General features: G+C 70.5%; 17 protein-coding genes and 2 pseudogenes. 8 read left to right on the forward strand and 11 right to left on the reverse strand.

The annotated features are described in order from the left end of the window. Nucleotides 1-642 precede the first annotated feature (642 nt). Complete coding sequence (locus tag NBZ83_RS14590) at nt 643-1,074, forward strand: GNAT family N-acetyltransferase (protein WP_261575174.1); 432 nt, start codon at nt 643-645, stop codon at nt 1,072-1,074. Between the two features lie 299 nt (nt 1,075-1,373). Here the strand turns inward: NBZ83_RS14590 and NBZ83_RS14595 are convergent, their stop codons facing one another. Further along, nucleotides 1,374-2,501, reverse strand: coding sequence for a GNAT family N-acetyltransferase (locus NBZ83_RS14595; protein WP_261575175.1), 1,128 nt, complete (start codon nt 2,499-2,501; stop codon nt 1,374-1,376). Between the two features lie 320 nt (nt 2,502-2,821). Between NBZ83_RS14595 and NBZ83_RS14600 the strand changes: the two genes are divergently transcribed. Next, nucleotides 2,822-3,250: a VOC family protein gene (locus NBZ83_RS14600; protein ID WP_261575176.1), complete on the forward strand. Its 429-nt coding sequence runs from the start codon at nt 2,822-2,824 to the stop codon at nt 3,248-3,250. A 708-nt stretch (nt 3,251-3,958) separates the two neighbouring features. Here NBZ83_RS14600 and NBZ83_RS14605 read toward each other — a convergent pair. Together NBZ83_RS14605 and pyrF are read right to left on the reverse strand one after the other, a co-directional pair. Next, nucleotides 3,959-6,552, reverse strand: a pseudogene (locus NBZ83_RS14605) (toll/interleukin-1 receptor domain-containing protein). A 478-nt stretch (nt 6,553-7,030) separates the two neighbouring features. Then, entirely contained in the window at nt 7,031-7,927 is an 897-nt protein-coding gene (pyrF, locus tag NBZ83_RS14610) for an orotidine-5'-phosphate decarboxylase (RefSeq protein WP_261569503.1), read from the reverse strand. A gap of 130 nt (nt 7,928-8,057) precedes the next feature. Here pyrF and NBZ83_RS14615 point away from each other — a divergent pair. Then, nucleotides 8,058-8,546, forward strand: a pseudogene (locus NBZ83_RS14615) (SAM-dependent methyltransferase); the annotation flags it as partial. 66 nt (nt 8,547-8,612) lie between these two features. On the opposite strand, the gene NBZ83_RS14620 reads toward NBZ83_RS14615, so the two are convergent. Genes NBZ83_RS14620 through NBZ83_RS14645 form a run of 6 tightly spaced genes read right to left on the reverse strand, consistent with a single transcriptional unit; the run spans nt 8,613 to nt 15,793 of the window. Continuing rightward, nucleotides 8,613-9,512, reverse strand: a complete 900-nt coding sequence (locus NBZ83_RS14620) for an alpha/beta hydrolase (RefSeq protein WP_261567421.1) — start codon at nt 9,510-9,512, stop codon at nt 8,613-8,615. Between the two features lies 1 nt (nt 9,513). After that, entirely contained in the window at nt 9,514-11,283 is a 1,770-nt protein-coding gene (locus NBZ83_RS14625; protein WP_498041055.1) for a dipeptide ABC transporter ATP-binding protein, read from the reverse strand. Further along, nucleotides 11,280-12,038 (reverse strand): ABC transporter permease, encoded by a 759-nt coding sequence (locus NBZ83_RS14630; protein ID WP_264763322.1) that lies wholly within the window; start codon nt 12,036-12,038, stop codon nt 11,280-11,282. Before NBZ83_RS14630 ends, NBZ83_RS14625 begins: the two co-directional genes overlap by 4 nt. A gap of 59 nt (nt 12,039-12,097) precedes the next feature. Continuing rightward, nucleotides 12,098-13,048 (reverse strand): ABC transporter permease, encoded by a 951-nt coding sequence (locus tag NBZ83_RS14635; protein ID WP_261575177.1) that lies wholly within the window; start codon nt 13,046-13,048, stop codon nt 12,098-12,100. After that, nucleotides 13,048-14,688 (reverse strand): ABC transporter substrate-binding protein, encoded by a 1,641-nt coding sequence (locus NBZ83_RS14640; protein ID WP_261575178.1) that lies wholly within the window; start codon nt 14,686-14,688, stop codon nt 13,048-13,050. The genes NBZ83_RS14635 and NBZ83_RS14640 overlap by 1 nt, the downstream gene beginning before the upstream one ends. Before the next feature lie 55 nt (nt 14,689-14,743). After that, entirely contained in the window at nt 14,744-15,793 is a 1,050-nt protein-coding gene (locus NBZ83_RS14645; RefSeq protein WP_261575179.1) for an LLM class flavin-dependent oxidoreductase, read from the reverse strand. 211 nt (nt 15,794-16,004) lie between these two features. On the opposite strand from NBZ83_RS14645, the gene NBZ83_RS14650 reads away from it, so the two are divergent. Continuing rightward, nucleotides 16,005-16,700 carry a TetR/AcrR family transcriptional regulator gene (locus NBZ83_RS14650; protein ID WP_261567426.1) on the forward strand — a complete coding sequence of 232 codons (696 nt, stop codon included), beginning with the start codon at nt 16,005-16,007 and terminating at the stop codon, nt 16,698-16,700. A gap of 117 nt (nt 16,701-16,817) precedes the next feature. Further along, a complete protein-coding gene (locus NBZ83_RS14655; RefSeq protein WP_261567427.1) occupies nt 16,818-17,609 on the forward strand; it encodes an AfsR/SARP family transcriptional regulator in 792 nt (263 codons plus the stop codon). 30 nt (nt 17,610-17,639) lie between these two features. On the opposite strand, the gene NBZ83_RS33350 is transcribed toward NBZ83_RS14655, so the two are convergent. Then, a complete protein-coding gene (locus NBZ83_RS33350; RefSeq protein ID WP_308203791.1) occupies nt 17,640-19,040 on the reverse strand; it encodes a helix-turn-helix transcriptional regulator in 1,401 nt (466 codons plus the stop codon). 756 nt (nt 19,041-19,796) lie between these two features. Between NBZ83_RS33350 and NBZ83_RS14670 the strand changes: the two genes are divergently transcribed. Both NBZ83_RS14670 and NBZ83_RS14675 read left to right on the forward strand, forming a co-directional pair. Continuing rightward, complete coding sequence (locus tag NBZ83_RS14670; protein ID WP_261575180.1) at nt 19,797-20,888, forward strand: acyl-CoA synthetase family protein; 1,092 nt, start codon at nt 19,797-19,799, stop codon at nt 20,886-20,888. Continuing rightward, nucleotides 20,888-22,282, forward strand: coding sequence for an aldehyde dehydrogenase family protein (locus NBZ83_RS14675; protein ID WP_261575181.1), 1,395 nt, complete (start codon nt 20,888-20,890; stop codon nt 22,280-22,282). Before NBZ83_RS14670 ends, NBZ83_RS14675 begins: the two co-directional genes overlap by 1 nt. 59 nt (nt 22,283-22,341) lie before the next feature. Here the strand turns inward: NBZ83_RS14675 and NBZ83_RS14680 are convergent, their stop codons facing one another. Further along, nucleotides 22,342-22,842 carry a PaaI family thioesterase gene (locus tag NBZ83_RS14680; protein WP_438803312.1) on the reverse strand — a complete coding sequence of 167 codons (501 nt, stop codon included), beginning with the start codon at nt 22,840-22,842 and terminating at the stop codon, nt 22,342-22,344. 545 nt (nt 22,843-23,387) lie between these two features. On the opposite strand from NBZ83_RS14680, the gene NBZ83_RS14685 reads away from it, so the two are divergent. Continuing rightward, a partial coding sequence (locus NBZ83_RS14685; RefSeq protein WP_261575182.1) for an AMP-binding protein occupies nt 23,388-23,615 on the forward strand: 228 nt, incomplete at its 3' end.

Raw genomic sequence — 23,615 nt, forward strand, 5'->3', positions numbered from 1 at the left:
CCCCCCGACGGCCCGAACCCACCCGAACAGCAGGACACCACCACGGGCAACGATCGCCATACCAGCCAGGGCATCCCGACACGTCACCCACACGACCCGACCGCGGACGCAGACAGTTGTCGTGTGCAACCCGGGGGTGGTACCGCTCGTGCCGGCGTAGGTTCAGGCGTCTCACCAGCATCTTTATTAGGTAGTCGGGCCAGCCCTTGGTCCGCACCCGCGTTGCACACGCCGCACGGCTCGGGTGCAGTATGCCGACCACCGCGCGGCCAGACCCTGTTGACGACGCCGTCCCCGAACCAGCCCCGAAGAAGCCGAAGACGGCCCAATACGATCACGCAAACCTGCTGGTCAGCATCCCGACTGCTCGGATAAGGCGGCGCACTCTCGGAGCAACAGCCCGTCCCGCCAGCCGTAGGGACGCACGGCCGGCGCGCTGGTCGGCCTGCTACCAGTGCTTGCGTGAGCGTGGCGCGTGAGGCGGTGTAATGGGGTGAGGACGAGGGTTGTCGCTGGACGGTCTGCCCCTCGCGCTCAGCGGACGTGGTAAAGCCAGCATTTTGATGGAGGTGCCCCCAGCCCAGCGCGCAGGGGGATAGTTGAACGGATGGGACGGGATCGGTGTTCGGGACGGGTGAAGCAGTGAGGATCGAACCGGCGGACGATGCCATGTTCGGCGAGCGCACCGCCTGGCGGTACGACCCGCCCTACGACTTCTACGACGACGACGGCCTACCCGTGAAGAACCCCGAGTGTTTCTTCGCTGTGCGCGACGACGACGGTGCGCTCATGGGTTTCTACTTCTTCGAGTTGCACGGCGACGCGCTGTTCTACGGGTTCGGCCTGCGGCCCGATCTCACCGGCCGAGGGCTCGGCGAGCAGTTCGTGCTGGCCGGGTTGGAGTTCGCCCGCCCCTTCTACGGGCAGCGCCGGGTCGTGCTCTACGTCGCCGCCTTCAACGAACGCGCCATCCGCCTGTACCAGCGCCTCGGTTTCACCGAGACCGGCCGGCATGCCGAGACGTTCGACGGTTACGGGGCCGTGGAGTTCGTCGACATGGAAAAGCCAGGCTGAGCGCCCTCTGCGCCGGGCCGGGTCGATGCGGAGGGCCTGTTCACCGAGAACGGCCCGTGGCTCGTAGACGCCCGAGACCATGTGACAGAACGCCACCGAGAGCGGCGACTGCTCGGATAAATCTGACCGCTGCTCACGTACTGCTCATATACACGGTCGGTTGCTCAGCTGTACCCGACGCCTACTGTAGAGATCGCTGGATCATGGCCAGTCGCCGTGCCTGGCAACGAGCTTGTTGGCCACCGGCCGTGGGTCGACCGTCGTCGTAGTTCGCCAAACGCGTCGGTGCCGATGGTGATTCAGTACCGGTCCAACGCGTGCGCGTAGGGCACCGGCAGCGCCGCCGTGCCGCCACCCGGAAACCACGCCGAGCATGTTCGCCGGTGGTGTTCCGGGACGACCGCCGCGAGCGTCGACGCGTCAGCGGCCGAGGAGTATCCGAGGAGCAGGCGGACCAGAAGCCCATTGTCGGGGATGAGCTCCCCGCGGGCCAGCTCGTCCATCGCGACGTCGACGGCGGCGCCGCGGTTCCGGCGTCGAAGTTCCGACTCAAGGGCTGCCAGCAGCCCCGGCCGGTTCAGGATCGCGGCCATCATCCCGCCGGTCGGCGGGAACTCCTGCTGGTACGCGCAGCCCAGGTGCCGCGCGAGCCGCCCCACGACGCCGTCGGACGGCTCCCGCACCCGAAACTCGCTGACACGCAGCTCCCAGGCCATCGCGGCTACGTCGGCGAGCAGACAGAGGGCGACGTCCGCGTCGCTGGCCGCCATCTCCTGGACAGTCAGCCCGAAGTAGCCGTCGCCGAACGACCGGCCCGCCACGATCGCATATCCCGCGAGCATCCCCTCGGCCTCCGCGACGAGGATCTCCGAGCCTGGCCGCCAGGTCGTCCGGGTTACCAGACGGTTCCAGTCCGCGGGGCGTTCGTGGGTCCACGGCCGGTGGGCGTGCGTCGAGTTGTAAAGGTCCACCATCGCCGGCAGGTCCTCGGTCGAGCCAGGCCGGACCCGCGCGGTGGCCGGCGCAGCGGCGGCAGCGGCGCGTTCGACGTCGCGAACGCGAAGGTCCAGGTGGCCCTCGGCAACGGACGTGGCGAAGCCGAACTTCTCGTACACGCCCTGGATACCGTCGGAGACCGCCGCGACGGTCACCCGGCGTGACATGCGCTCCAGCGTCTGGCGGAGAAGCCGGCCCATGTGGCCACGCCGACGGAAGGACGGTTGCACCTCCACCCCGCCGATACCCTCGGCGTCGACCGCCACCGCACCGAAACGCCACCGGAAGGAATGCACCTCCAGCTCGCCCACGGGCGTGTCCTCGTCTGCCACGAGCCGGCAGTAGCGCACGGACCGGTTACCCGCACCCGACTCGATCGTCTCCGTGTAGCGCAGACCGGGCTCCAGCACGACGTCGACCACCGGATGCATGTCCCGAATGTCTTCCCTCCCGGTAGATCGCGCAAATCACTGGCTGTGCCACGGTGACGTCAGCTGTCCAACGGCCTGGCGTCGCCACGGGAGCCTCAAGAGTAGGCATGCGCAACCCAGGGGTGGTACCGATCGTGTTGGCGTAGGTTCAGGATTCTCACCAGCATATTTTGGCAATCGGGCGAACAACGGGTCCGTACCCGCGTTGCACACGCATGGCTCGGCCCGTGCGACCGCACGACGCAGCAGCGACTCCCGGGGACCATACTCCCGTCAAAATGCGGGAGATGAGCAAACGCCTCCCATGCTACGGTGCGCCTATGTCATCGATCAAGCAGTTTCAAGTCACCTTTGACTGCGCAGAACCTGAGCGCGTCGCTCGCTTTTGGTGCGAGGTGCTGGGGTACGTTGTGTCGCCTCCCCCGAAAGGGTTCGCCACCTGGGACGACTTCAACCGCTCCCGGTTTCCTGAGGATCAGGATTCATGGTTCGCCTGCATTGATCCCTCGGGCGTGGGCCCGCGACTGTTCTTTCAGCGCGTTCCCGAAGGAAAGGTCGTCAAGAATCGGCTGCATCTTGACGTGAGGGTCGGCTCCGGGCTCGTGGGTGAAGAGCGCCTCGCCACGCTCGAAGCCGAATGCGCACGACTGGCCGTGCTCGGCGCGGTGCGCGTGCGACTGCTGTATGACGGCCACGACTCCTGCATCGTGATGCAGGACATCGAGGGAAACGAGTTTTGTCTTGACTGAGCATCCTCCGGGACCAGCGAGGTGGCGAGCCGTCTTCCTTGAGCCTCTCTCAAAGCCAGTCTCGTGTGAGGCGGGAGTTATCCCGTGAGGGCAAGGTCGTGCGGTCGTGCGGTGCCGAGCATCGCGGTGCGGTACAGCCATCCGTACAGCTAAGCCCGGGACGCCAGCCGACCAGAGCGAACTCCAGCGGACGCGGTCAGGGCTGTGACCGCGAACGAAGGACGATCGTGGGCGTCCGGACGCGCCGGGCCGATCTTGTAGTCGGGTGGTAGCGCGTGAAGTGCTGCCGCGCCGCTCCCGTTCCTCGGCGCTGGCGCGCCTGCGGTACGGGTCGGCTTGCCAACGGAGGCGCTCAGCCGGCAGACCGAGGCGGACGATGATCACAGCCTTCCATGTGCAACCAAGGGGTGGCACCGACCGTACTTGCACTCCATTGAGGCTTCTGACCAGCATCTTCCTGGCAAATGGCGCCGGTCTGTAGTCCGTCCCCGTGATGCACACGCCTCACCGCTCGGGCGCAGTGAGGCGGTCGAGGACTGTTCGACACCCGGCTCTGTCGGACAGGGCGACGCTCGGGGGGCTGTTCCTCGGCCTGCCCTGTAATCCAGAGACGCGGTCCCCCTTGTGGCCGGGGCGCATCGGACCGGTTCGGCTGTTGACGCCCGCGGTGCGACGGAGCCGCCTCTTTGATAAGGACGGTCTCAAGGCCTACGTCCCGGCAGCCGCATGAGCGATCGTACGCACCGCCTCCGGACTGACATTCACCACCGCAGAGAGCGGCAGACTACGCCAATCTCCAACAGCGAAAGCGGCGCCGAGCGTGGAGTGCGCCAGCGTGGGGTGCCCCGTTTCGGCCAGGGTTCTTGCCAGCTCGGCCAGTACCTCGGCCTGCACGTGCGGGTCGGAGATGATGGAGGCGATCTGCCCTGCGCGGACATGAGCCCCGATCTGGGCGAAGGTTCGAGCCACGTTTGCCAGCACGTGCGCCTCCGTGTCCGGGTGGGTGATGGTGCGGGCGGCCTGCTCTGCGGCGGCGGCGACCTGCTCAGCATCGGCATGCGCCCCGGCCTTGAGGAGGGCTCCCGCTACCTCCACCAGCGCTTGGGCCCGCCAGACCGGGTCGGTGATGGTGCGGGCGATTTGTTCGGCGGCGGCGGCGACCTGTTCAGCGTCAGCAAGCTCCCCGTCCCGGGCAAGGGTTCGTGCCACGTCTGCCAGTGCGCGGGCTTGCATATCCGGGTGGGTGATGGTTCGAGCGGCCTGCACTGCAGCGGCAGCAACCTTCTCAGCATGGTCGCGCGCTTCGACCCGGGCGAAGGCTCCCGCTACCTCCGCCAGGGCGCGGGCCTGCCATTCCGGGTGGGTGATGGTGCGGGCGGCCTGCTCCGCAGCGGTGGCGGCCTGCTCAGCGTCAGCAAATTGCCCAGCTTGGGCGAGGGCTCGTGCCACGTCCGCCAGGGCGCGGGCCTGCCACTCCGGGTCGGTAATCGCACTGGCAAGCTGTTCAGCGCGAGTGGCGTGGCCGAGTCTGACCCAGACTGCAGGTAGGCCGGCGGGCATGTTGCTGTTGCGGTCCGTAATGGTCTGCCGATGTACGGCGAGGCGGGCCATCAGGGGCAGGTCGGGGGGCGAAGCAGCGAGGATGGTGTTCTGGGCGTCGGTAATCTCGGCCAAGGCGGCGGTGTCACCGCCGGTCAGATCGAGCATCCGGTCATGGCGTGCCTGGTCCGTGGCACAGTCGACCGCGCGGGTCAGCTCATTGGTTGCCAGCAGCAGCCGATAGTAGCCGCGCAGCAGATATTCCGGGGTATGCGACGGCCATTTCTTTTGCCGATACGTCTGTGCCCAGGTATGCAACCGGTCTCGGAAGGCAGCGAGTTTAGTCGGCCCGTAGGCGCGGACCGCCTCCTGCTGCAGTTCCTCGTGGCCCAGTAGATACACCTGCAGGCCGTCGGTGGGATTCCACCGTGGGGCACGGCTGGCGAAACTACGGCCAGCAACGGTCGACAGGAGCCTTTCGATGTCCCATTCGGTGATGCCAGGATCGGACGACAACTCTTCCAGATCCCGCCCGGAAAGACCTCCGCCAGCAGCAGTCATCAGCCCCAGCAAATCCCGTTCCAAGGGACTCCCGGTCCGCAGACGATGAAGATCGGCCTGCATGTCCGCCCTGATCGCTGCAGCATGCTCCGACCGGCCCAATATTTCGGTGATCCCTGGGTCGCGTAATGGATGGCCGGGGGGCACGTCGTCAGGGATCGGCGGGTCCGGGCGGCCCGCGACCACCACCCGCGCTCCCTCCGGCGGACTTGCCGGCAACAGCCCAGCGATGCTGCGCGCTCCAGGACCGGTCACTCCCCGGTCTTCGTCGAGGCCGTCTACGACAAGCACCAGACGCTCCCCGCGGGCTTTGCACTTCGCCGCTGCGTCGGCAAACCACTGGAACCACAGCCGTTCCATGCGGCCCTGATCCTGGAACGGAGGGACCGCTCTACCGAGGAACTCACCGAGCTGTTCGATGATGATCTCGACGAACGCAGACCGGTCACTGTTACCCGAATAGCGGGCGGTGATGAAAAAGGACACCACCCGCACTCCCGGTGGCGGATTGAGCGCGAAACTGGACATCAACGCGGACTTTCCCGTCCAGGCTGCCGCCCTCCACCACGCATAGGGCCTTGCCGTTGCATCGTCAGGGGCGGTGCAGAACGCGGCCAAACGGGCCAGCTCCGCCTCCCGGCCAACCAAGCGGGGCGGAGCAATCTGGCGCACCTGTTCCAAATAGGCCGACCGTGCCATAGAAACGGCCATCGCGCGGTTCTTCGGCGGGAGTGACGGCGCTACCGCGCCCTGCCCCGCCGAGGGGAATTCAGGCTCCGTGTCCGGCTTCCGTCGGCGTGGCTCGATCGCGTTCAACAGCCGTTGCCGGGCGATCTCTCGGTTGACGTCGAACAGGTCTACCGACACGACCTGGCGCAACAGTCCAGGCTGCTCACAATCCTCCACCCGCACGACCAGCAGCAGATACCTCGTACCAGCCGGGTCGGTCGCCCACACCGCCTGCCATTCCTCTGTCGCGAACGCGGACTCCAGATAGGCGGCCGACAACACCGCCACCGTCCGCCGGCCAACGCCCGGTGCATCTCCCCGACAAAATGCGACCCCGGACCGAAGTCCCACGCCTGAATCAGCACCTCGTGCCCCTCGGCCTCCAACGTCCAGGCAACCCACTCCGCCCACCCGACGTCCACACCCGCATACGACACGAAGAAGCGTTGGGTCCCGCCGCCCCCACCGGCCACATGATGAGCATCTCACCACCCGAACCCAAACACACCCGCAACCGGTCTACCGGCAGAAACAACCCAAAAGATGCGGAAGAAGCCCACGTGTGCAACCAAGGGGTGGTACCGATCGTGCTTGTACTGCCTTCAGGCTCCTGACCAGGATCTTCCTGGTAAATCGCGCTGGCCTGTAGTCCGTCCCCTTGTTGCACATGCCTCACGGTGCGGGCGCAGCAAGCTGAGGCTGTGCTCCGACCGCCGCATCAGCGATCTTCTGGAGCGCCTCCAGACTGATGTTGGCCACCATAGGGAACGGCAGTTTGTGCCAGTCGCACGCCAGCGGGCACGAGGAACGAGTAGGGGCACGCGCCCAGCTCGCCCGATCACCAGAATCAGGGCGCTCCGCTCCCCGGACAGCCCGACCTCCAGCCGGTTAGGCGTAGCACCCTCCTGTGGTCGTCCTGCGTACGACAGGTTTGCGATCAAAGTGGCTGTTTCAGGTGCGGAGTGCGTCGCGAAGGTGCGCTGCGAGGGTTTGGGCGCTATGTCGCAGATGCGATGGGTCCGGCCCGACGGCGAGCAGTGAGCGGGACGCGGAGGCGAGAACGCGATCGGGACAATCGGCGAAGCACGCCGCGACGGTCGCGGGTGTGGCGCCCTGGGCGCCGAGTCCCGGTGCGAGGAACAACCCGTTCATCGCGCGGAGACCGAAGCCCGTCGGAGGGCCGTGCGTGGGGCCGAACACCGATCCGATCGGGCCGATGCGGCCAGGCGCGAGGCGGTTGTTCTCGGCGGCGATGTCGGCGACCAGGTGCTGTTCGACCGTCGCGGTGTCCGCGTGGCGGGCGCTCTGGAGGGCGCGGCCCTCAGCGTTGGATGACCGGGTGACGACGAACACGCCGGCATCGCTGGCCATGGCTCGATCCAGGATCGGTTGCATCGCCGCGAAACCGAGATACGGGGTGATGGTGATCGCATCCACCGGAATCCCCGCGTCAGGTCCAAGGTAGGCCTCGGCGTAGGCCTGGCTAGTCGAACCGATATCTCCCCGTTTCGCGTCGAGGAGAACCAGCAGACCCGCGCCACGGCACGACTCGACGAGGCGGGCCAGGCTACGAATTCCTCGCCAGCCATGCCGCTCGTAGAAAGCGACCTGGGGCTTCACGACGCCCACCGCCCCCACCGAGGCATCGACGACGATGTCGACGAAACGCTCCAGACCATCCGGAGTGTCCGGCAGACTCCATCCGGTCAACAGATCACCCGACGGGTCAAGCCCGAAGACGAGCGGTCCATACCTACCCACTGCCGTACGGACCCGATCCGTGAAAGGCGCACTGGACGACCCAGGCCGCCCGAACCCGGCCGATCCCGCCTTGAACACCGACGACATGGACACGATCGTGACCCATTCCGTCCGCACACGCCAGAGCCCCTGGGCTGAGCTGCGGCGACCTCGCCGTCGGACGGGCCGGCACCGGTACGGGCCTCAAAGAAGCGGACATGTGCAACTCGGGGGTGTACCGATCGTGCTCGCGCACGCCCGCGCCCTGCTTGCCAGTTCCCCGCAGGGCCGGACTGCTTACATCGACGCGGACCTGCGGGATCCGGCGGCGATCCTGGCCTCGGCGGAGCTGGGGGAGACCCTCGACCTGACCCGGCCGGTGGCGCTGTCGCTGATCGCGGTCTTCCACTTCATCCCCGACTCCGCCGACCCGCACGGGATCGCCGCCAGGCTGCTCGACGCGCTGCCCCCGGGCAGCTATCTGGCGCTCTCGCATGCCACCGCCGACTTCGATCCCGGCGCCGAACAGCTGGCCGCGACCTACCGGGCGCGGGGCGTGTCGATGACCATGCGCGGCCGGGCGGCGGTGGAACGGTTCTTCGGCGGGCTGGAGCTCGTCGAGCCGGGCGTGGTGGCCGCCCAGCGCTGGCGCCCGGACGACCCGACGTCCGGCGCAGTGGCCGACGCCCAGGTCAGCGGATACGGCGGTCTCGCCCGCAAGCCCTGAGGCGCTCACGAACGCGCAGCTCACGTTCCATCGGTCCTCGTTCGCCCCGCCGACCCGGGGCTCCCGTCAGACGGCGTCCCGGTGGTGGAGCGCGGCGCGCAGCGTTGCCAGGTGCTCGGTCGCGATCCGTTCGCCGTCCAGCTCCGTGGCGGGACCGGCGAAGCCGTGTAGGGCGTCCGGGAAGTGGTGTAGCTCCACCGGCACGCCGGCCTGCGCCAGCCGCAGCCCGAACTCCAGGGCCTCGTCGCGCAGCGGGTCGCGCCCCGCGGCGGACAGGTAGGTGCGGGGCAGGCCGCGCAGGTCCTCGGCGCGGGCCGGTGCCGCGTACACCGGCGTCGGCCCGGACCCCTCGCCCAGGTAGAGCCGCCAACTCTCCTCGCCCAGTGTGCGGTTCCAGATCGGTGTGCGGTGGTCGGAGGCGACCATCGACGGAGTCGCCAGCCGGTCGTCCAGCGCGGGGGTGATCAGCTGCTGCAGGCACAGCGGCGGGCCACCCCGGTCGCGGACCAGCAGGGCCAGGCCGGCGGCGAGGCAGCCCCCTGCGCTGGTGCCCGCCACCGCGAGCCGGCTCGGATCGGCCCCGATCTCGTCGGCATGGTCCGCGGCCCAGTGCAGCACGGCGAGACAGTCCTCCAACGCAGCCGGATAAGGATGCTCCGGAGCCAGCCGGTAGCCGACGGCGATCACCGTCGCCTCCGCGTACAGAGCGGCTTCGGCGGCCTGTCCGTGTACGGCATCGATGTTGCCGAGCACGAACGCGCCGCCGTGCAGCCACAGCACGGCCGGCAGCGGCCTGCTGGCGCCCTCGGGTCGGTAGACGCGTACCAGCACCGGCGGCGCGCCCGGTGGCCCGGGCACCCGCAGCTCCGTGGCCGAGACCTCGGGCCAGCGGGGCAGTTCACCCAGCGGGCGGACGGGCACGCGATGGGTGGTCAGGGCATCGATGAGGCTTCCCTCGACCGGCATCTCAGTTCTTCTCCGTCATCTCAGTCATCTCAGTTCTCTCCTCTGCAGGTCGGGACGGGACCGTGCCCGCCCGGGCGGCCCGCCCGATTTCTCCGGGCACGGCCGAGAGCAGTTCCCGGGTATAGGGGTGGTGCGGATCGGTGAAGACCCGTTCCACCGGGCCGGTCTCGACGATCCGGCCGTCCTTCATCACCAGCACCCGGGCGCAGATCTCCCGGATCACCGCCAGGTCGTGGGAGATGAACAGCACGGCGAGTCCCAGCGAGCCGGCCAGCTCCCGTAGCAGCGCCAGGATCTGCGCCTGGGTGGAGACGTCGAGCGCGGACACCGGCTCGTCGCACACCAGCAGCCGCGGCCGGGTGGCGAGCGCGCGGGCGATCGCCACCCGCTGGCGCTGGCCACCGGACAGCGCCGACGGTCGCCGGTCCAGGTGGGCGTCGGTCAGCCCGACCTGTTCGAGCAGGGGCAGTGCGTCGGTTCGCCGGTCCGGGCGTGGCACGTCGACGGCGGCGAGGGCCTCACCGAGGATGCGTGCCACCGTCCAGCGCGGGTCGAAGGCGCTGAGTGGATCCTGCGGCACGAGTTGCAGCGTGTGCCGCTCGGCGCGGCGTTCGCGTTCGGGACGCCGGCTCCACGGCCGCCCGGCCAGGCGCACCTCACCGCTGTCCGGGGCGAGCAGGCCGAGCACGAGGCCGGCGAGGGTCGACTTGCCCGACCCGGACTCGCCGACCAGCCCCAGCGTCTCCCCGGCGCGCAGGGTGAACGAGACGTCGTCGACGGCTGTGCGCCGGGCGCCCCGGGCGACGGGGAAGTGTTTGACGGCGCCCGTGACCACCAGCAGCGGGTCGCCGTCCGCATCCGCGCCGCCCCCGGCGGCCCTGGGCGCCCCTGGCGGCCCACCGGCGGATGCCCGAGGCCGGCGTCCGGGGACCGCGTCGAGCAGCGCGACGGTGTAGGGATGGTGGGGGTGGGTGAGCACCTCGGCCACCGGCCCGGCCTCGACGACGCTGCCCTCGTGCATCACCGCGACCTCGTCGGCCAGCGCCTCGACCACCGCCAGATCGTGGCTGATCAGCAGCAGTCCGGTGCCGTCCGCCTTGAGCTGCCCGAGCAGCGCGAGGATGCGGGCCTGCACCGAGGCGTCGAGCGCGGTCGTCGGCTCGTCGGTGATCAGGACGTCCGGCTGAGCGGCCAGCGCCGAGGCGATCAGCGCCCGTTGGCGCAGCCCGCCGGAGAGCTGGTGGGGGTAGCTGCGGGCGCGCTGCTCGGGATCGGGGACGCCGACCCGTTCCAGCAGGGCCCGCACGGCGGAGCCGGTGTCGCGGCGGGCGACCAGACGATGCGCCACCATCGGTTCGGCGATCTCCCGGCCGATCGGGCGCAGCGGGTCGAGGGCGACGAGTGCGTCCTGGGAGACCAGGCCGAGGCGCCGGCCCCGCACCGTCCGCCAGTCCCGTGGGCCGAAGGCGAGGGCGTCGGCGCCATGGATGTGCAGCCGTCGCGCGGTCACGGTGGCGTTCGGGCCCGCGAGTCCCAGCAGCGCGCGGCCCAGGGTGCTCTTGCCCGATCCGGATTCACCGACGAGCGCGACGCAGCGCCCGGCCGTGAGAGTCAGGGAGACGTCGCGCACGGCGTGCACCTGCCCGGGGCCCGAGCCGAACCGGACGTCGAGGCCCGCGACCTCCAGCACCACCGCGGACGCGGGCCGCGGTTCGTCGCTGTCGCGGGTGTCCGCGCGGGTGGCCCCGCCGGGTTCGGCGGTCGCCGTCACGACGTCCTCCCGTCCGAGCGGGCCTGCGCGTCGCGGCCGAGCACGGTGACGGTGAGGACCATCGCGACCAGCAGCAGGCCGGGGAACAGGGCGATCCACCAGGCCTGGCCCAGGTAACCCTGGCCCTCGGTGAGCATCGCCCCCCACTCCGGGGTCGGTGGTTGGGCACCGAGCCCGAGGTAGCTCAGCGCCGCTCCGGTCGAGATGGACGTGCCGAGGGTGACGGTGGCAAGCACCAGCAGGGGGGCCAGGGTGTTGGGAAGCACGTGCCGCACGATGATCAGCGGCCGGCGCACGCCCAGCCCGACGGCGGCGTTGACGTAGCCCGAGCGGCGCACGACCAGGGCCTGGCCGCGGATCACGCGGGCGAAGCCGGGCGCGGTGCCGACCGCGACGGCGAGGGTCACGCCGAAGACCCCCTTGCCGGTGATCAGCACGACCATCAGTGCCAGCAGCACGGCGGGCAGCGCCAGCAGGATGTCGGCGGCGCGCATCAGCAGCGTGTCGCCGACTCGGCCGCTCAGCGCCGCGGCCAGCCCCCACCCGCTGGCGATCACGACCCCGATGCCGGTGGCGGCGGCGCCGATCGACAGCGAGTAGCGGGTGCCGTGCACGGCCCGGGTGAACACGTCCCGGCCGAGCTGGTCGGTGCCGAACCAGTGCCGCCCACTCGGCCCCTGCAGCGTCGCGTGCAGGTCACCCTCGGCCGGGCCGCCGCCGGCGAACAGCGCCGGATGGATGGCCGCGACCAGCATCAGGATTGCGACGACCGCGGCTATCAGCAGACCGGGCCGCGGCAGTCGCCGCGCCAGGCTCACGCCGCCACCATCCCGGTCCGCCGGCGCAGCCGGGGGTCGACGACCGCGTACAGCCCGTCCACCACGGCGGCCACGACGACGAACACCACCGCGGACAGCGCGACCACCCCCTGCACGACCGGGAAGTCCCGGTCGGACACGGCCTGCAGGGCGACGCGCCCGACGCCGGGCCGGGCGAAGACGTTCTCCACGATCACGGCGCCGCCGAGCAGCGTGCCGACGAACCAGCCCGTGAGGGTCAGTGCGGGCAGGGTCGAGTGCCGCAGCGCGTGCCGGGAGCGGACCGAGTGTTCGGCGAGGCCGCGGGCGCGGGCGGTCAGGACGAAGGGCGCGTCCAGCGCGGTGAGCAGCCCCTCGCGCAGCACCTGGGTGAGGATCGCCGCGATCGGCAGCCCCAGCGTCACCACCGGCAGCACCAGCGAACGCGGGTCGCCGGTGTCCGACACCGGCAACCAGCCGAGGTGGAACGAGAACACGGTCAGCAGCAGGATGCCCAGCCAGAACGCCGGGGTGGAAACCACCAGCAGCTCCACCAGCGAACTGATCCGCCGCGGCCAGCGGGAGCGCCCGGAGGTCAGCACCGTCACGGCGACCGAGAGCACGACGGCGAGCAGGCTCGCCCACAGTGCGAGTTCGACGGTGGGCCACAGCTGGTTGGTGATCACCGTCCAGACCGACTGCTGGAGCTGGTAGGAGTCGCCGAGCCGGCCGGTGGCCAGCCGCCCGAGGTGGTCGGCGTACTGGATGAACAACGGCTGGTCGAAGTGGTAGCGCTCCCGCAGCAGCTCGCGCTGCTCCGGGCCGACCAGCGCGTTCGTGCCGACGATCGCATTCACCGGATCACCGGGAATGAGCTGGAGCGCTCCGAAGGAGCAGGTCACAGCGCCCCAGACGACCACAACGGCGCCCAGCAGGCGGGCCACGACGGGGCGGATGGCCGCACGCATCAGTCGGCCTGCACCCAGGCGCCGTAGAACTCCGGCCAGGTGGCGATGCTCAGCCGCAGGCCGTGCACTTTCCTGTTGACCCCGACGGTCGCCGTCGACACGAACGTCGGGACCACCGCGGCATTGTCGATCACCCACTTCTGGACCTGGGCGTACTGCTTCGCGCGCTCCTGGGGCGACTGCGCGGCCTGGGCCGCCTTCAGCCACGTGTCGACCTGCGGATCGGCGACGTGGGCGAAGTTGTGCCCGCCGCCCTTGGAGGTCTCGGTGGACAGGAAGAACGAGCTGAGGATGTCGCCGTCGGGCCGCGCCCAGCTCGTCTCGACGACGTCGTACTTACCGTCGTCGAGCAGGCCGGAGACCTCGGTGGCGTCGGTGGAGGCGTGCAGGTCGAGGTAGAAGCCGATCTTCTTCAGCTCGGCCTGGGCGGCCTGGGAGAACAGGGTGGGCCTGCCGTAGACCGGCGAGACGATGCTCAGCCGCCTGCCGTCCCTGGTGCGGTAACCCGCGGCGTCGCGCCCGGTCCAGCCGGCCTCGTCGAGCAGCTTGGCGGCCAGCGCCGGGTCGTACGGCCAGCTGTTCTCCAGCGAGGCATCGTAGCTGTACGGGGTGGTGGGGGACAGCACGCTCCACGCCCGGTCGGTGGTGCCCTGGTACACCGACTTCACGATGGTGCCGATGTCGAGGCCGCGCTGGAACGCCCTGCGCACCCTGATGTCGGTGAACACCCCGCCGGTGGTGTTGAGGTAGTAGGCGTAGACCGCGCCGGGCGTCTGCTTGCTGATCGCCGTCAGCCGCGGGTTGGCGCGCACGCCGGCGATCGCGTTCGGGGGGAGGGCGGCGGCGCCGTCGATCTGGCCCGAGTTCAGTGCGCCGACCCGGGTGGCGTCCTCGGTGATGAACCGGACGGTGACCGAGTCCAGCCGGGCCGGTCCGCTCTGCGCGGCGCCCTTCGGCGCCCAGTCGTAGTCGGCGTTACGGGTGTAGACGCGCTGCTGCCCGCGGGTGTACCGGCCGTTGCGGAACGGCCCGGAGCCGACCGACGCGGTGCCCGAGCAGAGCTTGTCCTCGCCGACGCGCAGCGACGCCGGCGAGGCGATGCCGAGGAACGTGGTGCTCGCCACCTGCAGGAACGGCGAGTACGGACGGCTGAACGACACCTGGATCTCGTACGGCCCGGTGACCTTCGCGCCCGTGTACGGGCCGAGCAGACCGGCGGCGAACTGCGACTCGGTGTCCTTGGCGACGATGTGGTCGAAGTTGGCCTTCACCGCCGCCGCGTCGAACTTCGCGCCGTCGTGGAAGGTGACGTCCCTGCGGAGCTCGAGGGTGTACGTCAGCCCGTCCTCGCTGATCTTCCACGAGGAGGCGAGCCAGGGCTCCAGCGAGCCGTCGGGCTTCTGGTAGACGAGGGAGTCGAAGATCGGCCGCTGGGTGAACGCGGTGACGTCCTGGGCGCTGGCGTGCGGGTCCCAGCAGTCCGGCTCCTTCTGGGACGCGTAGGTGATGCTGCCGCCGTTGCGCGGTTGGACGTCGGCCGCGTCGCCGCCGCCACCGCCCGATCCACAGGCCGCCGTGAACAGGGTGGCGGCGAGGGCTGCGAGCAGTCCTGCGCTTCGTGCGGTGTGGCGCGATGGCATGCAGATACTCCGTACACGGTGTGGACGCTGGACGTCCCGACCCTTGGGCGGGGCGCTAAATTTGCGCTGAAACGCCAGGTCGCGCGGCTGGACTCGGGGCCGAGGCCGCCTGCGCCAGCAGCTCGAAGGACCGCACGCGGTCGGCCTGGTCGGGCACGATGGTCAGCGCCATCAGCTCGTCCGCGCCGGTGGCCTCCACCAGGGCGGCCAGATCGCGGCGCACCGTGTTCACGCCGCCGATGAGCTGGGGGGCGGCGAGGTCGTCGAGGAAGGCCACCTCGGCGCGGCTGTAGGAGTACGCGTTCGTGGTCACCTCGGAGGGGAACGCGTCGAACAGGCCGATGGTGCGCATCCAGACCTTCCCCAGCAGGTAGGGGGCTGCGGCCTGCCGGGCGTCGGCGTCGGTGTCGCCGACGGTGGCCAGAACGCTCAGCAGCGAGCGCGGGCTGGCGAGCTGGGCCGAGGGCGTGAACGCTGCCCGGTAGCGACGCAGCGCCGCCACGCTGGCCTGCGGATTGACATGGTGGGCAAAGGCGTAGGGCAGGCCGAGCGCGGCGGCGAGGCCGGCGCTGGCGAGGCTGGAGCCGAGCACCCAGACCTGCGGCCGGCTGTCGGCGGCGGGCACCGCGATGACCGGGTTGCCGGGGTCGGTGGGGGCGAAGTACCCGGTGAGCTCGGTGATCTGGTCGGCGAAGGTGTCCTCGCCGCCGCCGCCGCCGGGCGGGCGGCGCAGCGCACGGGCGGTGAGCGGATCGGTGCCCGGCGCCCGGCCCAGCCCGAGGTCGATGCGATCGCCGAACAACGCCTGCAGCGTGCCGAACTGTTCGGCGACGACCAGCGGGGCGTGGTTGGGCAGCAGCACCCCGCCGGAACCGACCCGCAGCCTGCTGGTCGCGGCGGCGATGCGCCCGGCGAGGACGGCCGGCGTCGAGGTGGCCAGGCTCGGCGTGCCGTGATGCTCGGCGACCCAGTACCGGTGGTAGCCGAGTTCCTCCACGCGGGGGGCGATCGCGACGGTCTCGTGCAGCGCCGTGGTCGCGCTGCCCCCCTCGAAGACGGGGACGACGTCGAGGACGGACAGGGGAACGATGGTGGAGCTCGTCATGGGGACCCTTCGAGGTGACGCGGCGGCGGGTGGGGCGGCGGCGGGTGGGGCAGCAGCAGGCCCAGGGCGAACACGACGAGGCCGCCCGCGAACGGCCACCAGAGCATCCTGCGTCGCGTTCGTTCCTGCTATGACAACTTCCTTGTAACAGAACCGAAGGATGACTGAACCAACCGGTTCAGATTGATGGGTGCGACGGTAGCATGGCGGCATGGAAGTGGGCGAGACCGCGAACGCGGCCGGAGCTCCGACGGAGCGGGGCCGGTTGGACAAGCGCCGCGCGATCGTGGAGGCGGCGCTGCGCGTCTTCGCCCGCAACGGTTACGCGGAGGCGAGCCTCGACCTGATCGCCGCCGAGGCCGGCGTGGCGAAGCCGACGATCTACAACCATCTCGGCTCGAAGGAGAACCTGTTCCGGTACGTCATGACGACGACGGCGAAGCGCTCCAACGCGAAGGCGCTCGAAGTGCTCGAGAGCTTTCCCAAGGAGGCCGGCGGCCTTCGGGGCGGCCTGGAAGACGTCGCCGCCCGGCTCGTCGACTGCTACTGCGACGAGCGCTCCGAGGCGGTGCGTCGTCTGCTCTACGCCGAGGCGCTGCGTTTTCCCGACCTCTACGACGTCGTGCGCGCCAGCGGGGCGGACCAGTTCATCGAGGCGCTCGCCGGCCGGCTCGCCCGGCTGGCCAACGCCGGCCACCTGCGCATCGCCGATCCGGTGCGCGCGGCCAACCAGTTCATCGCCCTCGTCTACGAAGAGCTGCCCGTGCGCAGCACGCTGGGCACCCGCCCGCTGGCACCGGCCGAGGTGGACGAGGTGGTGCGGGCCGGGGTCGACACCTTCCTGCTGGCCTTCGGCGCCCCGCCCGGCGGGGACGAAACCGCTGCGCCGCCCACCCCGGCCTCGTAACGCGGCGTCCTTGCGGGCGGGCTACCTACGCAGTTTCACCGATGTGTACCGGCCCTGCTCAGGAGACAGTGGGCACTCCCGTCCTCCAGAGCCGTTTCCTGCCTGCACGAGGTGTCTATGCGTTACGAACTGCTCGGGCCCCTGCGCGTCTCGAACGGCCGGGAGAGCCACCAGTTGAGCGCCCCGAAAATGGAGACGACCCTTGCCGCGCTGCTCGTCGGTGCCGGCCGGGTGACGACCAAGGACAGCCTGGTCCTAGAGCTGTGGGGGGATCGGCCGCCCCGCCGAGCCGCCTCTGCCATCCACGTCTACATCTCCCGGCTGCGCAAGTTTCTGGCCGCCGCAGAGGCCGACCCCGCAGAGGCCGACCCTGCAGAGGCCATTGTCACCAAGCCCTCGGGATATCTGCTGCGACTGGACGGCGCCAGCTTCGATGTCACCGAATTCCAGGACGCCATGCGCGACGGGCACGCCTACCAGGCGGCCGGGCGTTACGAGGCTGCGCTGAGTGCGGCCGAGCGCGCGCTGTCGCTGGTGCGCGGGCCGGTGTTGGCGGAGACCGCGGTGGAGGGGCCGGTGCTCACCGCCTTCGCGGCGTGGGCCGAGGAGGAACGCCTCGCCGCCCTGGAACTGTTCGTCGAGGCCCGGACCGCGCTCGGCCGGTACCGAGAGGTGATCAGCCTGCTCGGTACGCTCACGGTCCAGCACCCGCTGCGGGAGTCGTTCTACTCCCAGCTCATGCTCGTCCTCTACCGTTCGGGTCGCCAGGCCGAGGCGCTGGCCGTCTACCGCGGTGCGCAGCAGGTGCTACGGGCCGAGCTGGGGCTGGAGCCCTGCCGGTCGCTGCGCCGGCTGCACAACGCGATCCTCACCTGCGACCGGCTGCTCGATCTGCCCACCGCGAGCTGACGCGCCGGCCGGTCGAGGGGTGCCGGCCGGTCAAGGGGTGACGGACAGCAGCCGGGCCAGCTCGACCCGGGAACTCACCCCGAGCTTGTCGTAGATGTGCGCGAGGTGGGTGTCGACGGTGCGGGGGCTCACCCGCAGCCGGCCGGCGATGTCCCGGGTGCGCAGCCCCTGCGCGGCGAGCCGGGAGACCTCCTGTTCGCGCGCAGTCAGATCGACCCGTCCGCCGGCCGGGCCGCGCGGGCCGGACCGCTCGCCGGGCTGGGCCGGCAGCGTCGGCGCGGCGATGACCGTCCGCAGGTAGTCGAGCGCGCGGCGGTGCGCGCCGACCTGCCAGCAGGGATCCGTCTGCCCGTGCAGACAGCGGCCCACCAGCGGATGGCGGAAGGCCAGAGCGCCGGCTGGCGTCACGCGGACGAGGTCACGCGCGCGCAGCTCGCGAAGCGCATGGCAGGCGTCGTCCCGGTCGAGCTGCGCGACGGCGGCGACGGAGTCGACCGTGAAGGTGTCGCCGAGCACGGCGGCCGCCCACGCGGCCCGGCGCTGGCGTGCCCCGAGCGGCGCGGTCTCGGCCAGCAGGCGGACGCCGAGGGTGGTGCGCGCCCAGTGATCGGACGGTCCATCCGCGGGGTCGGCGCCGACGCCGGCCGCCCAGCCGCCGTCACCACCCGCCCCCCGCTCCGCCAGAGCCGTCAGATACAGGGGGTTGCCAGCGCCGCGTTCGTGCAGGTCGGCGAGTTCCGGGGCGCGGCTTGGCAGGCCGAGCAGGTCGGCGCTCTGCTGCAGGGTGAGGGCCGCGAGCCGGATCTGCTCCACCGCACCGAGTTCGACGCCCGCCTGGATGGTGACGTGCATCCAGGCGGGTACCTGGCGTGGGCGGTGCGCGACCACGACCGGCAGGGCATCCTTCAGCGGCCAGCGTGCCATGACCTCCAGCAGGTCGACCGAGGCGCGGTCGGCGAGATGGAAGTCGTCGAACAGCAGCAGCAGACCGCCGGGCGCGGCCGCCAGACAGTCGCCGTACAGCGACCGAAGCTCGGCGAACAGCCGGCAGCGTGCGGTCGAGGTGTCGTTGAGCATGCCGGCGGCGGCCGCGAGGGCACGAATGAAGGCGGTGGCCGGCGCCAGCAGCGTGGTCCCCGACGGCCGCCAGGAGGTGAACGCCTCGATGAAGGGATGGAAGGCCTCGCCGGTGCCGGTCTCGGTGCAGCGTGCCCGCAGCACGTCGACGCCGCGGTGGCGGGCCTGGCCCGCCACCGCCGTCAGTAGCCGGGTCTTTCCGTAGCCGGGGTCGCCGGCCAGCTCGACGAGCGAGGTGTGCCCCTCGCCCCTGGCATCGAGCAAGGTCATGATCCGACTGTGCTCCGCCGTCCGGACGGTGCCGTGGGGTTCCGATGCGGTCATCCCGGCGATGGCCGTGGCAGCGGTACTCATGCGCTGTGTCACTCCTTCTCGACGCTCCGATGCTCTGTGCCCGGAGCGTCGGATGTTCCGGTTCGGCGCGGCTGCCGTCGTCGTCGCCCTTACCGGCGGCCCGGACCTGTTTTTTCGCGTCCGCGCCGACGATGCGGACGCGCGTGTGTGGCGGAGCCGTGGCCGACGGCGGGAAAGCCGGCGGCGGGCGGTGTGTGCAATCGCGCTGTCGAGAAGCCGTCTGCCGGCGTGACCGGGCGGACGTCCGCTCTGGGCTGCGACGCAGGGCCGAGAACCCGCCGGGAATGCGGCCCGATCAGCCGTTGGTACACGCGGCGGAACACACCCGGAGGAAGTCGATGTGACTTCGGGTTACCGGTGTGGCCGAACGATACACATGGCAAATCAAACCATTGTGCGCCTATCTCGTCAACATACTTCGTCGCCCGTCGCCCGTCGGCCTCCGGGCCGAGCCGATGTGCGGTTTTGTTATTCCCGCGAGCAAAGGTGCGGGCATCCGTAGAACCCCAGATGCCGTCGGCCATAGATGTGCGCGGCCCATTCTACGTCCGCTCGGTGCTGTGGACGTACGGGCGCCTGGTGCCCGGCGCCCGGCGCTGCGTGCCCCGCGGCACGGCGCCGTGTCGGCTGCGCGCGGAACTTCCTATGGCCCGATCGGCACGGGTGCCGGCCGGCCCTGCGGCCGCCGGGGTCGGCGACGATGACCCCGCCGAGGTATCCGAGCCGAGGTATCCGACGCGCCCGCGGAGGCAGCGCATGAGTTCCCCCGTTCTCGATCTTCCCCGGGTCGGCGACCCCGCCGTGGACCCCGACGAGTACGTCGCAGCCCTGATCCACTGGCACTTCACCGCATCGACCGGCAGCCCGTTCTGGCTGCGCCGGGCGCGCAGCCTCGACTTCGACCCGATCGCCGACGTCCGCACCTTCGCCGACCTACGCCTGTTCCCGAACGTCGTCGACGAGTTCCGGGACGTGCCCGTCGAGGACCTCATCCCGCGCGGGCTCGCCGGCGAGGACCGGGTGATCGCCGGCGTCTACGAAAGCGGCGGCACGACCGGGGCGCCGAAACGGTTCGTCATGTTCGACCGCTGGATGGAGTTCGCGCTCGGCTGGGACGAGATCCACTACGCCGATCTCGGACCGGCGAACGTGCTGGCGGTCGCCCCCAGCGGCCCGCACATGTTCGGGGAGTTCGCCGCTCGCCGCGCCCGGCGCCACGACGGCGTGCGGTTCACCGTCGATCTCGACCCTCGGTGGATCAGGCGGCTGATCGAGCGGGACGGCCCCGGTGCGGCGGACCTCTACGCCGAGCACATCATCGACCAGGCGGCGCACATCCTGGCCACCCAGGCGGTCGGCATCCTCATCACCACGCCCCCGCTGCTGGAGCGGATGGCGCGGCGCGACGACCTCGTCGAGCTGATCCGCAAGAACGTCCGGTTCATCTGCTGGAGCGGCGCCCACATGGACGCCGACTCCCGCGAGATCTTCCAGGCGGAGGTCTTCCCCGGCATCCCCCTCAAGGGCCTGTACGGCAGCACCACCATCCTCGGGATGTCGCGGGAACGCGCGCAGGAGGCCGACAGCGGCCTCGCGGTCTTCGACCCGCCGAGCCCGTACATCGCGTTCCGCGTCGTCGATCCCACCACCGGCGATGACGTGGCCTTCGGTGACCGCGGGCAGGTCGTGATGAACCACCTGACGAAGTACGCCCTGATCCCGAACAACCTCGAACGCGACCACGCCCTCGCGGTCGAGCCGCCCCCCGGCTGGTTCGGGTGCTCGGTGGCCGACGTCGGACCGGTCGCCACGTTCGACGATCACGCCGTCATCGAAGGGGTTTACTGATGGGCGAGTTCCTTCACATCGACGCGCTCGGGCCCACCGGTCCCTACCGCAGCCGCAACCGACGGCCGCTGACCTCGCTGTCCGGGGCCCCGATCGGCGAGATCAGCCAGGTGCCGTCGCTCTACGTGCGCCGCACCGTCGCGGCGATGCGTGCCGCCCCAGTGGTGCCCGGCGCGCAGCGCCTCGACGCCCTCGACCGGGCGGCCGAGCTGTTCGCAACCGCCTCACTCGGCGGCCTCGGCTGGGACGAGTACACCGAGCTGGTCTCGACCGCGTCGGGGGTGCCGAACGCCGTGGTCCGCCAGTCCGCCGACTGGATCGCGGACGTGCTGCGCTCGCAGCGTCACACGGTGGAGCTGGCGATGCCGCGGGGCGCCGTGGGGGACTGGCGGGACGCGCGGACCCGCGACGGCTCGGCGGTGTGGACGCGGCGCGGCGAGGTGTTCGCGGTGCACGCGGCGGGCAACACCCCGGCGGTCCACGGGCTGTGGCCGGAGGCGCTCGCGCTGGGCTACAAGGTGCTGGTGCGCCCCTCCGCCCGCGAGCCGTACACCGCGTTCCGGCTCGTCGAGGCCCTGCGCCAGGCCGGCTTCCCGCCGGCGACCCTGACGCTGCTGCCCACCGACCACGACGTCGCCGACGTCATCATCGCCGAGGCCGACTACACGATCGTGTACGGCGGTCAGGACGTCGTCGACAAGTACGGCGCCATCCCCACCGTGCTCACCCAGGGCCCGGGACGCTCGAAGATCCTCGTCACGGCGGACGTCGACTGGCGGGAGAAGATCGACATCATCGTCGATTCGATCAGTCACCTCGGCGGGACGGCCTGCACCTGCGCGAGCGCGGTGCTCGTCGAGGGCGACCCGGAGCCGCTGGCCCGCGCGCTCGCCGAGCGGCTGGGGCGGATCCCGAGCCTGCCGGCCGACCATCCCGACGCGATCCTCACCGTGGCGCCGACCGCGTCGGTGGTCGAGGTCGACCAGTACCTGCACAAGGTCGCCGGCGACGCCCGGCCGCTGCTCGGCGGCGACACCATCGTCGACGAGCTGCCCTCCGGCGGTGCGGTGCTACGGCCGGCCGTGCACCTGGTCGACTCGAGCCGCGCCCCGCAGCTGGGGGTGGAACTGCCCTTCCCCTGCGTCTGGGTCGGGCCGTGGCAGCCGGCGGACGGGATCGCCCCGCTGCGCGACTCGCTTGTCCTCACCGCGATGACCATCCGCGCCGAACTGATCGACGCGCTGCTCGACGAACCGTCGATCACCAACCTGTATCTCGGCGACAATCCCACCACCTGGCTGCGTCCGGGAATTCCCCACGACGGGTATCTCGGCGAGGTTCTCATGCGCACCAAGGGAATGATCCGCACTGCGGCCGGGTCCTCGGCCGCCTGACCCACCGCCGCGGGTGCGGGCGGATCCACGGCCCGTGGCGACCTCAGCCCATGGCGACCTCAGCCCGTGGGGGTCAGCAGGCAGGTGCAGCTTCCGTGCGCGACGAGCTTGCCGTCGGCGTTCGTGACCTGGGCCTCGGCCGTCGCCGTCCGGCGCCCCACGTGGACCGTCCGACCGATGCATTCCAGCGACGCCGCGTCGAGATTCACCGACCGGACGAAATTAACCTTCAGCTCCAATGTCGTGTAAAACATCCCGGCCGGCAGGGTCGTGTACACGGCGCTGCCCATCGCCGTGTCCATCAGTGTCGCGATGACGCCGCCGTGCACCGTGAACATCGCGTTGGCCGCGGCCGGTGACGGCAGCAGCGTCCAGACCGTTCGCCCCACCTCGAGGGTCCGCATCCGCACACCCAGCGAGTGCCCCACCCCGACCCCCTCCGCGAGGCCGTGTTCCAGCAGCACGCGCAGATCGTCGATGCGCTTGGCCGCCTCGATGCGCTTGGCCGCCTCGATGTGGTCGGCGGTCTCGGTCTGTGCGCTGATGCCGTTGTGCTCCACGGCTGCACCTCTCTGGGTCGGTTCGGTCGAGCCGGCCGGGTTCCGCCGAACCTGTCGAGTCCGCCGGCCGTCACCAGGAAATGGTTCGACGCGCCGCGTCCGATTCGGACGGGTCGAATCTCCGGGCACGATATCCGTATCGATGGACCGGTGTCGCCGGGTCGCGTCCGCGCCGTGCCGGCCAGGCGGCAAACAACGGCCGAACGTCTGTCGACACGGTGGGACCGGTCGTCGGAATACTCGGTTAACCGCGACAGGATGATCCTTGGATTTCCTTGTGATGAGAACCCGTGGGTCGATTCTGCGGGCTTATTGCCCTGGGCGATGGATCGATAGGAGAGCCGGCTCATTCGTTGACCCCTCGGCATCGGATTGTCAGGCTGGCGGAGGCGGCATCGAGCCGGCCGGAAGGCCGCTCGAAAAGCTCCGTCGCCGCCGATGTGACGGACCGGGAGTGATTCCCGGCCGCCAGCCGTTTCCCGCCCTCGCGCGGCCGCGTCCCGGCCCACCGCACCGGTCACCTGCCCAGAACGGGAGAGCATCTGATGCGAGGCACGACGCTGCCCGGCGCGCTCGACGAGGCGGCCGCGACGGGCCCCGGCGTCGCGGTGACCTTCCCCAGCTCGGCCGAGCGACTGACCTTGGCCGAGCTCGCCGCGCGCACGACCGCGCTCGCCCGGTCCCTGGTCGTCGAGGGGGTGGCACCCGGGGAACGGGTCGGGGTGTTCAGCCGGAACAACGCCGACTTCCTGACCGCGGTCATCGCCGTCGGC

The sequence above is a fragment of the Frankia gtarii genome, assembly GCF_025403375.1.
Taxonomy (GTDB): Bacteria; Actinomycetota; Actinomycetes; order Frankiales; family Frankiaceae; genus Frankia; species Frankia gtarii.

Bases quoted from the DNA above. Each gene is read 5' to 3' on its own strand.
- NBZ83_RS14645 (WP_261575179.1), bottom strand. From the start codon at position 15,793: ATGACGAGCTCCACCATCGTTCCCCTGTCCGTCCTCGACGTCGTCCCC.
- NBZ83_RS14635 (WP_261575177.1), bottom strand. From the start codon at position 13,048: ATGCGTGCGGCCATCCGCCCCGTCGTGGCCCGCCTGCTGGGCGCCGTT.
- pyrF (WP_261569503.1), bottom strand. From the start codon at position 7,927: ATGTCGTCGGTGTTCAAGGCGGGATCGGCCGGGTTCGGGCGGCCTGGG.
- NBZ83_RS33350 (WP_308203791.1), bottom strand. From the start codon at position 19,040: ATGAGTACCGCTGCCACGGCCATCGCCGGGATGACCGCATCGGAACCC.
- NBZ83_RS14640 (WP_261575178.1), bottom strand. From the start codon at position 14,688: ATGCCATCGCGCCACACCGCACGAAGCGCAGGACTGCTCGCAGCCCTC.
- NBZ83_RS14650 (WP_261567426.1), top strand. From the start codon at position 16,005: ATGGAAGTGGGCGAGACCGCGAACGCGGCCGGAGCTCCGACGGAGCGG.
- NBZ83_RS14600 (WP_261575176.1), top strand. From the start codon at position 2,822: ATGTCATCGATCAAGCAGTTTCAAGTCACCTTTGACTGCGCAGAACCT.
- NBZ83_RS14620 (WP_261567421.1), bottom strand. From the start codon at position 9,512: ATGCCGGTCGAGGGAAGCCTCATCGATGCCCTGACCACCCATCGCGTG.
- NBZ83_RS14670 (WP_261575180.1), top strand. From the start codon at position 19,797: ATGAGTTCCCCCGTTCTCGATCTTCCCCGGGTCGGCGACCCCGCCGTG.
- NBZ83_RS14595 (WP_261575175.1), bottom strand. From the start codon at position 2,501: ATGCATCCGGTGGTCGACGTCGTGCTGGAGCCCGGTCTGCGCTACACG.
- NBZ83_RS14630 (WP_264763322.1), bottom strand. From the start codon at position 12,038: ATGCTGGTCGCGGCCATCCATCCGGCGCTGTTCGCCGGCGGCGGCCCG.
- NBZ83_RS14675 (WP_261575181.1), top strand. From the start codon at position 20,888: ATGGGCGAGTTCCTTCACATCGACGCGCTCGGGCCCACCGGTCCCTAC.
- NBZ83_RS14655 (WP_261567427.1), top strand. From the start codon at position 16,818: ATGCGTTACGAACTGCTCGGGCCCCTGCGCGTCTCGAACGGCCGGGAG.